11 protein-coding genes are annotated in these 14603 nt (G+C 66.1%); 9 read left to right on the top strand and 2 right to left on the bottom strand.

The window, feature by feature from the left end; genetic code table 11:
• The first annotated feature begins 6 nt into the window (after positions 1-6).
• The 3 genes from BSF38_RS24135 (at position 7) to rpmF (ending at position 3137) form a co-directional block, all read left to right on the top strand.
• A complete protein-coding gene (locus tag BSF38_RS24135) occupies positions 7-708 on the top strand; it encodes a hypothetical protein (protein WP_076349647.1) in 702 nt (233 codons plus the stop codon).
• Between the two features lie 121 nt (positions 709-829).
• Positions 830-2815 carry an acetate--CoA ligase gene (acs, locus tag BSF38_RS24130; protein ID WP_076351398.1) on the top strand — a complete coding sequence of 662 codons (1986 nt, stop codon included), beginning with the start codon at positions 830-832 and terminating at the stop codon, positions 2813-2815.
• Between the two features lie 82 nt (positions 2816-2897).
• Positions 2898-3137, top strand: coding sequence for a 50S ribosomal protein L32 (gene rpmF / locus BSF38_RS32735; protein ID WP_420819233.1), 240 nt, complete (start codon positions 2898-2900; stop codon positions 3135-3137).
• A 359-nt stretch (positions 3138-3496) separates the two neighbouring features.
• Here rpmF and rpmB read toward each other — a convergent pair whose 3' ends face one another.
• The gene (rpmB, locus tag BSF38_RS24120) at positions 3497-3817 is read right to left on the bottom strand and encodes a 50S ribosomal protein L28 (RefSeq protein WP_076351394.1); all 321 of its coding nucleotides are present in this window, start codon (positions 3815-3817) and stop codon (positions 3497-3499) included.
• A gap of 430 nt (positions 3818-4247) precedes the next feature.
• Between rpmB and BSF38_RS24115 the strand changes: the two genes are divergently transcribed.
• The gene (locus tag BSF38_RS24115; protein ID WP_076349646.1) at positions 4248-6620 is read left to right on the top strand and encodes a glycosyltransferase family protein; all 2373 of its coding nucleotides are present in this window, start codon (positions 4248-4250) and stop codon (positions 6618-6620) included.
• A 52-nt stretch (positions 6621-6672) separates the two neighbouring features.
• The gene (locus BSF38_RS24110; RefSeq protein WP_076349645.1) at positions 6673-6981 is read left to right on the top strand and encodes a hypothetical protein; all 309 of its coding nucleotides are present in this window, start codon (positions 6673-6675) and stop codon (positions 6979-6981) included.
• Between the two features lie 99 nt (positions 6982-7080).
• Here BSF38_RS24110 and BSF38_RS24105 read toward each other — a convergent pair whose 3' ends face one another.
• Positions 7081-8382 (bottom strand): serine/threonine-protein kinase, encoded by a 1302-nt coding sequence (locus BSF38_RS24105; protein WP_076349644.1) that lies wholly within the window; start codon positions 8380-8382, stop codon positions 7081-7083.
• 411 nt (positions 8383-8793) lie between these two features.
• On the opposite strand from BSF38_RS24105, the gene BSF38_RS24100 reads away from it, so the two are divergent.
• From BSF38_RS24100 to BSF38_RS24085, 4 genes are all read left to right on the top strand, one after another.
• Positions 8794-9900, top strand: a complete 1107-nt coding sequence (locus tag BSF38_RS24100; RefSeq protein WP_076351392.1) for a 3-isopropylmalate dehydrogenase — start codon at positions 8794-8796, stop codon at positions 9898-9900.
• Between the two features lie 182 nt (positions 9901-10082).
• On the top strand, positions 10083-10715 hold the full coding sequence (locus BSF38_RS24095; RefSeq protein ID WP_076349643.1) for an HNH endonuclease: 633 nt from the start codon (positions 10083-10085) through the stop codon (positions 10713-10715).
• A gap of 168 nt (positions 10716-10883) precedes the next feature.
• Positions 10884-11837 carry a DUF1559 family PulG-like putative transporter gene (locus BSF38_RS24090; protein WP_076349642.1) on the top strand — a complete coding sequence of 318 codons (954 nt, stop codon included), beginning with the start codon at positions 10884-10886 and terminating at the stop codon, positions 11835-11837.
• A 257-nt stretch (positions 11838-12094) separates the two neighbouring features.
• Positions 12095-14572, top strand: a complete 2478-nt coding sequence (locus BSF38_RS24085; protein ID WP_083713378.1) for a DUF1549 domain-containing protein — start codon at positions 12095-12097, stop codon at positions 14570-14572.
• Positions 14573-14603 lie beyond the last annotated feature (31 nt).

Raw genomic sequence — 14603 nt, 5'->3', positions numbered from 1 at the left:
CGCGACATGAATCCGCTTCAAGACCGCATCGAGATCGTCGACGGCCGGCCGATCGTGAAAGCGACCGGCCAGTCGGTCGACGACGTCGTTCGCCGCCTGGAAGGGGGCGAGCCGACGGTGAAGGTCGCGGCCGGCCAGCCGCTCGACCTGATCGCCGCGTTGGCCTTCGCGGCCCTCGGCGACGACTCGTCCGAGGGCCCTTCGCTAGTGCAACAGCCCCCCGGCCGCCCGCGACTGGACGAGGCCTTGTCGGCGCCGGAGCTGGGTCGCCTGTTCCCCAACGCACCGCGGGTCGCGATCCTGGCGCTGTCGGCGGGCCTGTTGCAGATTCACGACTTCTGGGAGCCCAGCCACGAGGCGGCCCAGGAAGCCGACGACCTGGGCGAGCGCCGGTTCTCGGCCTACTGGCACGCCGTCGCGCATCGTCGCGAGCCCGATCCCGGCAACGCCTCGTACTGGTTCCGGCGCGTCGGCAAGCATCCGCTGTTTCCAGCCCTCGCCGAGGCCGCCGCGCCGTTGCTGCTCGAATACGGAGACGACCGCCTGACCGCCCGGCTGACGGGCACGGGCGCCTGGAACCCATCCGCGATGATCGACCTCTGCGCGACGGCGAAGACTGGGACCGCGCAGGCGGGGTTGGCCCGTCGACTCCAGAGGCTCGAACTCGGCCTCTTGCTCGCGGCGACCGCCGAGGCGGCGTCCGATTGACTCACCGTCTGAAGAGACTTAAGATCCGATCACCCCAGGCCCGAATTCCTTCTACTGCTTGCGGCTGCGCTGCCGTGTGAGCATGTCGGACCTCTTTTTCGCGATCGTGGAGCGTGCGAGCATGGCCTCTGAGAATCCCTCGGCCCACAGCGGCGGGTCGATCACCAGCGTCCTTCAAGAAACCCGCGTCTTTCCGCCCCCCGCCGCGTTCGCCGAGGCCGCCGGGATCAAGAGCCTCGACGAGTATCAGAAGCTCTGGAACTGGGCCAACGACGACAACGAAGGATTCTGGGCCGAGCAGTCGAAGTCGCTCGACTGGTTCAAGCCCTGGGATCAGGTCCTCGACTGGCAGCCGCCGTTCGCCAAGTGGTTCGTCGGCGGCCAGCTCAACGCCTCGTACAACTGCGTCGACCGCCACTGCAACGGCCCCGACAAGAACAAGGCCGCGCTGATCTGGGAAGGCGAGCCGGGCGAGCGCCGGGTGCTTCGCTACCAGGATCTCCAGCGCGAGGTCGGCAAGTTCGCCAACGTGCTCAAGGGACTGGGCGTCAAGAAGGGGGACGTCGTCGCGCTGTACATGCCGATGATCCCCGAACTGGTCATTGCGGCGCTGGCTTGCGCCCGGATCGGCGCCCCACACACGGTGGTTTTCGGCGGCTTCAGCGCCGAGTCGCTCGCCGGCCGGATTCAGGACTGCAAGGCGAAGGTTCTGGTGACCGCCGACGGCGGCTACCGTCGCGGCAAGATCGTCCCGCTCAAGGTCCACGCCGACGGCGCGGCCGACGAGTGCCCGACGCTCACCACCGTGGTCGTCTACAAGCGGACCGGGCACGACATCGAATGGAACGAGGGCCGCGACCGCTGGTGGCACGAGCTGGAGGCGGAAGTCTCCGCCGACTGCCCCCCCGAGCCGGTCGACAGCGAACACCCGCTGTTCATCCTCTACACCTCGGGCTCGACCGGCAAACCCAAGGGCATTCTCCACACCACGGCCGGGTATCTGCTTCAGACCAGCCTCAGCTCGAAATGGGTGTTCGACCTCAAGCCGGACGACACCTACTGGTGCACGGCCGACGTCGGTTGGGTCACCGGCCACTCGTATCTGGTCTACGGCCCGCTCGCGCAGGGCGCGACCTGCGTGATGTTCGAAGGGGCCCCCAACTGGCCCGATGAGGCCCGGTTCTGGAAGATCATCGAAGACTATCGCGTCACGATCCTCTACACCGCCCCCACGGCCATCCGGACCTTCATGAAGTGGGGCGACCAGCACCCGCGCAAGCACGACCTCTCCAGCCTCCGCTTGCTGGGAACCGTCGGCGAGCCGATCAATCCCGAAGCCTGGATGTGGTATCACTCGGTCATCGGCGGCGGCCGCTGCCCGATCGTCGACACCTGGTGGCAGACCGAGACCGGGGCGATCATGATCGCCCCGATCCCGGGGGCGACGCCGACGATCCCCGGCTCGGCGACCCGCCCCCTGCCGGGCATCGTCCCGGAGATCGTCACCAAGGACGGTAAGCCCGTCGGCGACAACAAGGGGGGCTTCCTGGTGATCAAGAAGCCCTGGCCGGCGATGCTCCGGACGATCTACGGCGACGACGACCGCTACAAGGCCCAGTACTGGAGCGACATCCCGGGCTGCTATTTCACCGGCGACGGCGCCCGTCGCGACGAGCACGGCAACTACTGGATTATGGGCCGCGTCGACGACGTGCTCAACGTCGCCGGCCACCGGCTCTCGACGATGGAGATCGAAAGCGCCCTGGTGAGCCACCCGGTCGTCGCCGAGGCCGCCGTGGTCGGCAAGCCTGACGAGGTCAAGGGCCAGGGGATCGCCGCCTTCGTGACCCTCGAAACCGGCCAGGCCCCCAGCGAGAAGCTACGGCAAGAGCTGCGCGCCCATGTGACCAAGGAAATCGGAGCCCTCGCCCGCCCCGACGAGATCCACTTCACCGACTCGCTGCCCAAGACGCGCAGCGGCAAGATTATGCGGCGACTGCTCCGCGACATCGCCGCCGGCGTCGAGAGCACCGGCGACACCTCGACGCTCGAAGACCTCGGCGTCCTCGCCAACCTCCGTCGCAGCGAGCAAGGCGAGGACGAATAAGCCCCGACGGTTGCAACTCGATCGTCGCCTTGCAGTTACTTGCGGCTACGATCGAGTTGCAATTTGTCGGAAACTACGGATAATGGTCCTTTCGTCAGTGACAGCGTATTCCGCATTGATGCCGGGAGATGTAGACGTGGCCGTACCGAAGAGACGTAAATCCGTGTCCGCCAAGGGGAAGCGCCGAAGTCACGACGCCCTGACCCCGATCAACCTGACCATTTGCCCGATGTGCAAGCAGTCGGTTCCCACGCACCGCGTACACGCGGAGTGCCTCGCCGAGCACATGAAAAGCGGCGCGCCCGGCCGCATGCCCTTCTGATCGACTCGCGGATTCCTTTCCGCCCGGCTCCCGCCTCGGGACCGCCGCGACGTCTCGAAACCGCCCCTTCATCACGACAGGGGCCAGGTTCGACGTCGACTGCCCTTCAGTCAATTCGACCGCGATCGTGAGGAACCCCAGGGCGACCACCCTGGGGTGAATCCGACGCTGCGCGGTCCGATTCAGGACGGCCCGATTGCGGTCGAACGTTGAGCCGCGACGACCCTACGGCATTGCCGAGATATGCATTACGATATCGATTGACGACCAGCGCGCAAAGAAACGGAGCCGGTGCATCGCTGTTGCACGGCTCCGTTCGGTGGTCGGTTTCGGTCGAGTCGACTCGTTGGGTCGGTCGATCAGATAGGGTAGAGGTGCTTGAGGGTCTTGCGAGCCTCGGCGCTCCCCTTGGAGGCCTTGATCAGGGGGAAGGTCTGGATCTTGCCGTCGACCTCAAGCGTCAACTGGCCGCTGCGGATGACCGAGGTCGCCACGCGGACGTAGCGGGTCGTGCCGTTGGGCATCCAGACGTGAATCCACTGCAAGTTCGGCTTGAACATGCGGCGGCTGATGCCGGTCGTCTTCTTGCCGACGCCGCCGAGGTATTTCGCCTTGCCGCGTTCGGTCTTGCGATTGCCGAACGTGGTCTTCTTTCCACTGACTTCACACTGGCGGCCCATCGTAACCTTCTCCTGCCGATCCGGCGATCCGGTTCTCCCCGTTCGAGAACCCGTCGTCTTCGCCGTCTCGTTCTTGGTCGCGTGATTCTTCGGCTTTCCCTCGGCGAACCGGCAGTTGCGGTTCCGCTTGCGGCACAACGTTTTGCGGCTCGGGATCTGGCAGCGCCCCCGGCGGGCCGGTGTGGCTGAGTTCCCTCAGGACGGAATTCGGGGGCCCCAGAAAACGGAATGCCGCAAATCACTCGCGGGGAAAATCTGATTATCCCTGTTTCGCGGCGAGTTTCAAGGTCGACCTGCCCCATTCCACCCCGAAAGCCCGCGCGCCGGGGTGGAAACGCTTCGGGTTGCCCAATACGCCGGGGTGGCCGTATGCTGCCACCTCGATGAACCGGGACGCAAGACGCACCTAGGGACAGGGAGCGAGCCAACCATGCAGCGACGCACGGAGATGATCGGCTTCGGCGTCGTTCTGGCCGTCTGCGTGACGATTTTCTTCCACGACGCGCTCCTGACGGTTCGCGTACTGAGCCCGGCGGACGTCCTGCTGGTCGAGGCGAGCTTCCGAGAGCCGGGCGACGACGACTACCAGCCGTTCAACCGCCTGCTGATGGACCCCGTCCTTCAGTTTCAGCCCTGGCTCGCGTTCAACCGGGCCGAGATCCGCCAGGGCCGGTTACCGCTCTGGAACCCCTACGCCGGCTGCGGGACCCCGCACCTGGCCAACGGCCAGAGCGCGGTGTTCGACCCGTTCCAGCTCCTGATCTACCTCGGCCCCTGGCCCGACGCTCTTGCCTGGGTCGCGGCCGCCCGGCTCTGGTTCGCGGGCCTCGGAGCGTTCCTCCTGGCCCGATCCTGGGGAATCGCGGCGGCAGGGCGATGGTTCGCCGGCCTGATCTATCCGTTCTGCGGGTTCCTGGTCGTCTGGCTGCTCTACCCGGTCACCCCGGCCGCCATCTGGCTCCCCTGGATCTTGCTGGCGACGGACCGGGCGATCCAGCGGCCGAGCGTGCGGTCGTCCGCTCTGCTCGCCCTGTGCGTCGGCTCCGTCGTGGCGGCCGGCCATATCCAGACCAGCGCCCATGTGTTGCTGGCGGCCGGAGGACTGGCCGCCTGGCGGCTGGTCGAGCTTCCGCGGCCGGCTGTCGGCCGATGGCGATTCGGGCTCGCCTGGTCGTTCGGGATCGTGCTCGGGCTGGGGATCGCCGCCGTCCAGATCGTGCCGCTGGGCGTTTACCTCTCGAAGAGTCCGGTCTGGAGCGAACGCCGGCGCGAGCATCCGCCGTGGTGGGTCTTGTCGAAGCCGAGACTCCTCGAATCGGCCTGCACGGGACTCCCCTACCTTTACGGCAGTCAACGGCGCGGGCATCCGAATCTCGCGCGCGGGCTCGGGCTCAACAACCTCAACGAGTCGGCCGGCGGTTACGCGGGCCTCGCGACCCTGGTCTGGCTCGTGCCGCTGGGTCTCCGCGCTCGGCGCAGTTCGAGGGAGGCGACGTTCCTCGCGGCGATGCTCGCGGTAGGCACGATGGGGGCGTTTCGACTTCCACCCGTCGACAACATCCTCCGCGCGTTGCCGGTGTTGAACGTCACCGACAACCGCCGGCTGACGCTCTGGGTCGCGTTCGCCCTGACGATGCTGGGAGGCTTCGGGATTGATCGCCTGGCCCGGGGCGACTTCCTGCCCCGGGGCTGGCTCTGGGCGTGGCTGGCGGCGGCAGGCGTGCTCGGAGTCGGCGCTGTCCTGGCGCCGATGGCCGAGCCGATGCTCCGCGCTCGGGCGGAGCGGCATTACCAGAACGCTCCAGGAGCGGCGCTCGACTCTATGAAGGCCGCGAGTCGGGCCGAACGGCAGGTCCGCGCGGCCCTCGATTTCGTGCCTCGGCGGTTGGGCCTCGCGGCCGTCGAGTTCCTGGCCTTCGCCGGCCTGGCCGTGGGGGCCCGTCGCTCCGCTCGGCTCGGGCGCGCGCTTCCGGTGAGCCTGATCGTGCTGACCGTCGTCGAACTGTTCGATTTTGGGATCGGCTTGAACCCGACCGTCGACCGCGCGACGCAGGACCGAATCCCGCCGGTGATCGCGCGGCTCCGCGAGCGGATGCGCCCCGGCGACCGCGCGCTGGGAGTCGAGGAGGAACTGCCGCCCAACGTCCTGATGCGGTACGGGCTCGCCGACCCGAGGAATTACGACTCGGTCGAGTTGACGCGCAGCCTCGACTGGCTCGACGCGCTCTACGAGCCGACCGACGAGGCGCGGAGCAGCCGGCGCACGGTGAGCTGGAGGACCGTCGAGCAAGCCCTGCCCCGGCTCAAGGAGAGCGCCGTGGTCGCCGTGGTCGCGGCCTCGCCGCCTCCGAATCCCGGCCTATTTGAACGCGTTGAGCGGGTCGGCGACGCCTGGATCGGCTGGCTCGACGCCCGCGATTGGGCCGACGCAAGCCCCGACGGGCCGCCGCTTTCGTCGATTCGCCCCGGTGCGGGAACGATCCGCATCGAGGTTCCGGCCGGCGCCGTCGGCCCCCTCGTCGCGCGCGAAGCCTGGGACCCCGGATGGACGGCGAAAGTCGACGGCTCGCCCGTGAAGGTCGAACGATATCGCGATGCGTTCATGCAAATTCCGCTGCAGTCGAAATCGCACATCATCGAGCTTACGTATGATCCCATGGAGGTGCGTTGGGGGCTCGCCGCGTCGTCGTCGGCCCTGGTCGTGACGATACTCGGCTTGACAGGATCGGCCTGGTCGCGGATTTGTGGAATAGCCAGGAGAGGGCTTGGACGGACCCGAGCCCGCCGGTTAGAATCCAGCTAAGTGGTTCTGGCCGGAACGGTGACCGGCACGTCATTTTGAGGATGAAACGCTGATGGTCCACTTCACGTGCGATCTCTGCGGCAAGGACATGACCACGTCCGGGGATGGTCGATACGTGGTCAAGATGGAAGCCTACCCGGGTTTCGATCCCAACGAGATCAAGGAAGACGACCTCGACGACGATCCGATGGAAGCCGTCTCCCAGCTCCTTCAGCGCGACGAGAGCCTGTCGTCGGAGGACGTCGCCAAGACCCAGACCAAAGGCTTCCGGTTCGATCTCTGCTCGACCTGCCACCACAAGTTCGTGCGCGACCCGCTCGGCAAGGAAACGCTTCACCAGTTCGACTTCAGCAAGAACTGAGCTGGGACCGCAATCGCGACGGCCGCCGTCGAACGCCGGGCTTCCGCTCGGCGTCGTGGCCGCTCCGCTCGCTTCGCATGGCTCGGTGGTTCGTTCGGCCTATCGGACGACGAGCATGATGACGTTCGTGACGATCGACAGGGCCAGGATCACGGCCATGGCGGCGATAATCTGATTGCGGCTGTTGACGTAGCCGGCGACCTCGACCATCTGGTCCTCGCTGACCGCGGTGGGTCCGAACTCGTCGACGTCGCCCTGGGCGAGCGCTTCGAGGCTGTCGGGGTTCTGGCCGGCGATCATCGGGCTGTCCCCCTGAAGCAGGCACTTGAAGTCGAGAATCAGGTCGTCGGGGTTCGAGTAGCGGTTCTCCCGGTTCTTGGCGAGCATGGTTTCGATCACCATGCCCATGCCGCTGGAGATCCGGGTGTTGACGTGGTCGGGGGGGACCAGCTCGACGCGCGGGTCGACGTGCTTGCGCATCACTTCCGACGGCGTGTCGCCGCCGTAGGGGACCTGGCCGGTCATCATGTGATAAAGCGTCGCGCCGAGGCTGTAGATGTCGGCCCGGATGTCGATGTCGGTCTGGCCGCGGACCTGCTCGGGGCTGATGTAGTAGGGGGTGCCGATGGCCATGCCGGCCTCGGCGAGCCCCCACTTCTCGTCGCCCGTGAGCCGGGCTAGGCCGAGGTCGGCGAGCTTGACGCCGCCGTCCTTGGTCAGGATCACGTTCTCGGGCTTGATGTCACGGTGGATGAGGCCGCGCTGGTTGGCGTGCTTGAGAGCCTCGGCGACGGCCATGGCGATCCGGACGGCCTCTTTTTCCTCGAAGATCTTGTTCTTGTCGATGTAGTCCTTGATCGTCGGCCCCTCGACGTACTCCATGACGAAGAAGAACCGCCCGCCGGCCTCGCCCGCGTCGATCGCGTTGACGATGTTGTTGTGCGACAGCTTGGCCGCGATCTGCGCCTCGCGCTCGAACCGGCGGATGAACTCCTTGTTCTGCGCCAGCGAGTCGAGCAAGACCTTGATCGCGACGATCCGGTTGACGCTGATCTGCTTGGCCTTGAAGACGACCCCCATCGACCCCTTGCCCAGCTTGTCGATGATCGTGTAGCCGGGGATCTCCAGCTTGCGGGCACCCTCGCCGCGCTCCTGGAGCAACCGCATGACCTGGCTGCGGGTCAACACCTTGGCGTTGACCATGATCTCAAGCAGGTTCTGGCTCCGCGCGCTGTCTTTGTCCTGGGTCGCGAGCTTGGCCCGATGCGCCTTGCACGCCTCGACCTCGCCTGGCGTCGCCAGGCCGCGGCGGACGATCGATTTTTCGAGGTTCGTCTCGTCGAGCGCCGAGAGTCCTCGGGCGTCTTTCGGCGTCTCGCCGGTGTCAGCCGGGGTGGCCATGCAGCCGTCTCCGTGCCCTCCACCAACCCCTCAAACAGGGTCGACGGAAGCCCTATTCAAATACCTGCGGACTGTAAATCGTATCGGTTTAGCGCGGCGGCGGAGATGAAGGAAGCCCGCGGCGAACCTCGACTGTCTGTAACTTGATCGCGCGAACCGCCTTTGTCAATCAATTACCCGGCTCGCGGCGGTTTGTGTCGCGCTCGACTCGACGTTCGGGAGTTTCGCATCCGGCGGGGCCGGCGGCGAAGCTTGTGGGACTCCTGAACGTCCGCTATGATTCTAGTGTCTCTTCTTGAGACATGCGATTCAAGGCGCCCGCGGCTGATGCGACCGACCAACGGGTCGGAAACGCAGGGATCGCGGTCGTCGAACATCCTGAGGTATTCCGAATCAGAGGCGGAGGGGTCGTTGTTGAAAATCGGCGTCATACCCGGCGACGGCGTCGGGCCGGAAGTGATTGAGGCGAGCCTGGCGATCCTGGAGAAGGTGGCTCGTCAGGACGGGATCGAATACACGCTTGAGCATTTCAACCTCGGCGGCGAACGCTACCTGGCGACCGGCGACGTGCTGCCGCAGGACGACCTGGACCGGCTCCGTCGCTGCGACGTGATCCTGCTGGGCGCCGTCGGCCACCCAGGCGTCGCCCCGGGGGTGCTCGAGAAGGGGATTTTGCTCAAGCTGCGGTTCGACTTCCACCAGTACGTCAATCTCCGCCCGATCCGCCTGTATCCCGGCGCGCCGACTCCGATCCGCGGCAAGGGGCCCGACGACATCGACATGGTCGTGGTCCGCGAAAACAACGAAGACCTCTACGTCGGCGCGGGGGGCTTCACCTACAAGGGGACGCCCGAGGAGGTCGCGATCCAGACCTCGATCAACACCCGGGCGGGAGTCGAACGCTGCATCCGGTACGCGTTCGAGGCGGCGCGGGCGCGGGCCTCGCGCGGGCCGTTCCACGGCCTTTCCGACGACGACAAGCGCAAGGGATTCGTCCGCCAGCTCACCCTCGTGGCCAAGACGAACGTGCTGACGTTCGCCCACGACCTCTGGATGCGCGCGTTCACCGAAACTTCGCGTGACTACCCGGACGTCAAGTGCGACTATCAGCACGTCGATGCCTGTTGCATGCGGATGGTCACGAATCCGGAACGGTTCGACGTGATCGTCACCACCAACATGTTCGGCGACATCATCACCGACCTGGGCGCGGTGCTTCAGGGAGGCATGGGCCTGGCCTCGTCCGGCAATCTCAACCCCGACAAGACCGCGCCCAGCATGTTCGAACCGGTCCACGGCTCGGCGCCCGACATCGCCGGCCAGGGGATCGCGAACCCGCTGGCCGCCATCCTTTCAACCGCCATGATGCTTGACCACGTAGGCGCGGGGAAGTCGGCCGAGCGGATTCGCCGCGCGGTCGCCTCGGTTCTCGCGCGGCCAACTCCGAAAACCCCCGACCTGGGAGGCAAGAACACGACCGCCGAGGTGGGAAACGCGGTCCGGGACGCGCTCGACTGACGACCAGACGAGCGCCGCGCCCGGGTTGAAAAGCCCGGGCGATCTCTCCCGCGGCCGGCGATCCGACCGACCAGACTCGACTCGACCGCCGCATTTCGAAGCGGCCAGGGTTCGACGGCCTTGTTTGAATACAAGGCACGCTGCGTCTCGTCCGCCACCGTCAAACAGGGAGAGTTTCGCCTATGAGCCTCGGCGCCGGTCACGCCCTTGATGGAAGCGTTCTCGTCCTCAACAAGTTCTTCATGGCAGTGCACGTGATCTCGGCCCGCCGAGCGTTCTGCCTGCTGTTCAAAGATCTGGCCGAGGTCGTCACGATCGACGACGGCCAGTACTCGTCGTTCGATTTCGCCTCGTGGCGCGAGGTGTCCGAAGCCCGGTTGCGGTTCAAAGAGCCGGACGACGAATTCGTCCGCACCGTGCATTTCGAGATCCAGGTCCCCCGGATCATCCGGCTCATGACCTATGACCGCCTCCCGCGCCAGAGGGTCAAGTTCAACCGTCGCAACATCTTCGCCCGCGACGGCAACCGTTGCCAATACTGCGGCCGGCGGTTCACCACCAGCGAGCTGAGCCTCGACCACGTCGTCCCGCGGATTCAAGGGGGGCGGGCCACGTGGGAGAACATCGTCTGCGCCTGCCTCCGGTGCAACGTCCGCAAGGGGGGGCGAACCCCGGTCCAGGCCGGAATTCGCCTGATCCGCGAGCCCGTGGAACCCAAGACCAGCCCAGCGCTTCGGCTCAAACTGTCGCACCGGAAATACCGAAGCTGGAAGGCGTTTCTCGACGCCGCCTACTGGTCGGTCGAGCTGGAATGATCCCGCGCGCCAGGGCCGTCGCACGTCGCCATGAATGCTTCGGAGCAATTTCGCGGACTTTGGTGGCGTGGCGGTCCAGGATTGTGTAGGTTAAAGCTATAGGACTCTTGTCAGGCTGCACAGCTCTCCGGAAACGGATCGACCCCCCCTCTCGCCGAGGTAATCGCGATGCGCCGCACTCGCCTGGATCGACCTTGCAAATCGGGCTTCACGCTGATCGAGCTGCTCGTCGTGATCGCCATCATTGGCGTTTTGGTCGCGTTGCTGCTTCCCGCGGTGCAGTCGGCGCGTGAGGCGGGCAACCGTGCGCAGTGCCAGAACAACCTCAAGCAATTGGGCCTGGCGGCGCAAGAGTATCACGACTCGTTCAACGCCTTCCCCGCGGGCTGGTACTGCGTGGTTCCGGTCTACGACGCCAACAACACGCTCGTCTCCGGCGACGTCACGGGCTGCGCGACGGTCGGCACGCCGTACCAGCCTTACCAGTGGGCCGGCATCGTCGGCCTGTTCACCAAGATCGAGCAGGGCAACCTGTACAATGAGATCAACTTTTCGTTCGCCCCCAACACGCCGATCAACACGACGGCCGTGCGGCGAACGATGACGGGGTTCGTCTGTCCCTCGAACCGTCGTCCCGAAGCGACCACGCAGACCGGCTCGATCCAGAAGCTCGGGCCGTCGGATTATCGCGGCAACATGGCGGCCGGGATGATCCTGCCCGATTCCTCGGGCAACTGCCCGACTCAAGACCCCACGAATCCGTTCTGCCTCAACTTCGACAACGGGTTGACCTATCAGAACTCGTCGGTCGGGATGGCCGACATCACCGACGGGACGACCAACACCTGCCTCTTCGGCGAGACCATCGCCCCCTCCGGCGTCTGGTCCCAGGCGACGAGCTGCTGCGTTCGCACGAACATCGACCGGACCATCAACAAGCCGATCGTTTCGGGCGGGGTCAACTATTACACCTACTGGTCGAGCAAGCATCCCGGCCTGGTCAACTTCGTCAACTGCGACGGCAGCATCCGTACCGTCAACAGCAACATCAACAAGCTCGTACTCAACAAGTTGATGACCCGGAACGGCGGCGAGACCATCTCGGCCGACGAGACGAAGTAAGCGCCCACGCATCCCTCTCTCTCTTCGAGACGATTCGTCCGTCGGGCCGATCAACGAGGTCCGACGGACGTCCCGCCCCCCTGCTCGCACCTCGCACGATCCGTCGACCCAACAGCCGCCCTCGGGACCACTCCCTTGACGACGGACTGCATTTACCACTATGTTTGATATCGTTTCAACATTCGACGAAGCCCACCGAGAAGCTTAGCCCACCGGTCGTCTCACGGCCGTGCGGCGAGTCACCATGGGGGTGCGGCGTGACGATCACCGATCACCGGGTCTTGCGCTGGCTTGCTTCGGTTTTGTTCGCGGTCTTGGCGGTTGCGTCGCTCGCGGAAGCGGGCCATGCATCCGAAGGGATTGAGGCCGAGCCGCGCCGCTTGGAGCTGATCGGGGCATACGCGCGGCAGCAGACCGCCGTCACCTTGCGCCAGGCAGACGGCACGATCGCGGACGTCACCGACCGATGCGACTATCGCGTTGAGCCCCCTGGCGTGGCTGAAGTCTCGCGCACGGGCGTGGTGAGGCCGAGGACCGACGGCCGAGCGACGCTTCACATCCGGCACGGCTCGCATGAGACGGCCGTCGAGCTTCAGGTCGATCGAGCGTCCTGGCGTCGCGTCGCGAGCTATCGCACCGACGTCGCGCCGGTGCTCTCGAAAGCGGGCTGCAACATGGGCGCCTGCCACGGCAACCTGAGCGGCAAGGGAGGGTTCCGCCTCAGCCTGCGTGGGGACGACCCGGCTTTCGACTGGCTGATGCTGACCCATGACGCCCTCGGCCGTCGGATCAACCGGAGCGCGCCCGATCAGAGCCTGATGGTGCTCAAGCCGACGGGTCGCGTCGCTCATGAGGGGGGTGTTCGATTCGGGGCCGATTCGCCGGAGTCGCGGGCCATTCGCGAATGGATCGCCTCGGGCGCGAGCGACGACGTCGCGACCGCGCCTCGGCTGAAATCGGTCCGCGTCTTTCCGACCGAGCGAATCGCCGCGCCGGGCGGTCGGAATCAGCAGCTCGTCGTGACCGCCGTCTTCGCGGACGGAACCGAGCGCGACGTGACTCGCCAGGCCGCGTACGACCCGAGCAACCCGATGATCGCCGAGGTCTCCGCCGACGGCATGGTCCGCGTCGACAGGACCTGCGAGATCGCGGTGGCCGTCCGCTACATGGACGGCCGGGCCGTCAGCCGGCTTGCGTTCATTCCGGAAGGGCCGGTCGTCGCGTGGAACGGCCCGGCCGAGCGAAACCTCATCGACAAGCTCGTTTTCGCCCGGCTCAAGGCGTTGCGGATTCAGCCTTCCACCCTGTCGACCGACTCGGTCTTCCTGCGCCGCGCCTATCTGGACGCCATCGGTCGGCTGCCGACCCCCGCCGAGACCCGCGCGTTCCTGGCCGATCGCGCCCCCGCGAACCGCGAACGGATGATCGACGCCCTGCTCGAACGACCGGAGTTCGCCGATTTCTGGGCGCTCAAGTGGGCCGACCTGCTTCGCAACGAAGAGAAAGCGATGGGTCAGAAGGGGGTCTGGGTCTTCCAGCGCTGGCTGCGCGACGAAATCGCCGCCGACGTCCCGCTCGACGAGATGACGAGGCGGATCGTCGCCGGTCGCGGCTCGAACTGGTCGAATCCGCCGTCGAGCTTCTATCGGACCAACCGCGACCCCACCGCGGCGGCCGAAACGGTGGCCCAGGTTTTCCTCGGTCTTCGTCTCCAGTGCGCCAAGTGCCACAACCATCCGTTCGACGAATGGAAGCAAGACGACTACTACGGCCTCGCCGCCTACTTCGGCAACATCGCCCGCAAGCAGCCGATCACGGTCCGCAAGGACATGCTCGACAAGCACGAGATCAACGGCGACGAATACATCTACGTCTCCGGCCCATCTGGGATGATCGACCCACGGACGCGGGCCCGGCTCGAACCGAAGCCGTTGCACGGCGACTCGCCCCGGGCGAAGCAGACCGATCCGCTCGACCACCTGGCGTCGTGGCTGACCGTCGGCAACCGTCAGTTCACCCGCAACATGGCCAACCGCGTCTGGTACAACCTGATGGGGAGAGGGATCGTCGATCCGGTCGACGACTTCCGCGATTCCAATCCTCCGTCCAACCCCGAGCTGCTCGACGCGTTGAGCGACCAGCTCGAAGCGGGAGGGATGCGGCTCAGGCCGCTGGCGGGCCTGATCATGAAGTCGAGCGTCTACCAGCTCGGCGCGACGCCCAACTCTTCGAACGCCGACGACGCGGCGAACTTCTCGAAAACCGTCGTCCGGCTCTTGCCCGCCGAGGTGCTGATCGACGCGATCTCCCAGGCGCTCGACGTTCCCGGCGATTATCGAGGCGGTCCCCCGGGCCTGCGCGCCGTGCAGTTGCCGGGCGTCGCCCGCGACGTCGCGTTCTTGGAGACGTTCGGCAAGCCCGAGCGGCTACTGACCTGCGAGTGCGAACGCTCCGAGGCGACCACGCTGGCCCAGGCGTTCCAGATGATCAACGGCGAATCCGTGCGCCGTCAGCTCGAAGACCGCGACAACCGGATCGGCAAGCTGACCGCTCGCAAGGCCGCCGACGATCAGATCCTCGACGAGCTGTATCTCGCCGCGCTCTGCCGCGAGCCGTCGGCCGCCGAACGATCGCGGGCGATCGAGCATCTGCACCGCTCCGGCGATCGTCGGGCCGCGTGGGAAGACCTGGCCTGGGCATTGCTGAACAGCAAGGAATTCCTGCTCCGACATTGACCCGGCCGGCGGACGTGGAAGGAAAGACCTC

The sequence above is a fragment of the Paludisphaera borealis genome (genome assembly GCF_001956985.1).
Classification (GTDB): Bacteria; Planctomycetota; Planctomycetia; order Isosphaerales; family Isosphaeraceae; genus Paludisphaera; species Paludisphaera borealis.
This window is presented reverse-complemented; position numbering and strand designations above follow the sequence as displayed.

Coding starts and splice junctions, on each gene's coding strand:
- BSF38_RS24135 (WP_076349647.1), top strand. CDS start 7: ATGAATCCGCTTCAAGACCGCATCGAGATCGTCGACGGCCGGCCGATC.
- acs (WP_076351398.1), top strand. CDS start 830: ATGGCCTCTGAGAATCCCTCGGCCCACAGCGGCGGGTCGATCACCAGC.
- rpmF (WP_420819233.1), top strand. CDS start 2,898: ATGGTCCTTTCGTCAGTGACAGCGTATTCCGCATTGATGCCGGGAGAT.
- rpmB (WP_076351394.1), bottom strand. CDS start 3,817: ATGGGCCGCCAGTGTGAAGTCAGTGGAAAGAAGACCACGTTCGGCAAT.
- BSF38_RS24115 (WP_076349646.1), top strand. CDS start 4,248: ATGCAGCGACGCACGGAGATGATCGGCTTCGGCGTCGTTCTGGCCGTC.
- BSF38_RS24110 (WP_076349645.1), top strand. CDS start 6,673: ATGGTCCACTTCACGTGCGATCTCTGCGGCAAGGACATGACCACGTCC.
- BSF38_RS24105 (WP_076349644.1), bottom strand. CDS start 8,382: ATGGCCACCCCGGCTGACACCGGCGAGACGCCGAAAGACGCCCGAGGA.
- BSF38_RS24095 (WP_076349643.1), top strand. CDS start 10,083: ATGAGCCTCGGCGCCGGTCACGCCCTTGATGGAAGCGTTCTCGTCCTC.
- BSF38_RS24090 (WP_076349642.1), top strand. CDS start 10,884: ATGCGCCGCACTCGCCTGGATCGACCTTGCAAATCGGGCTTCACGCTG.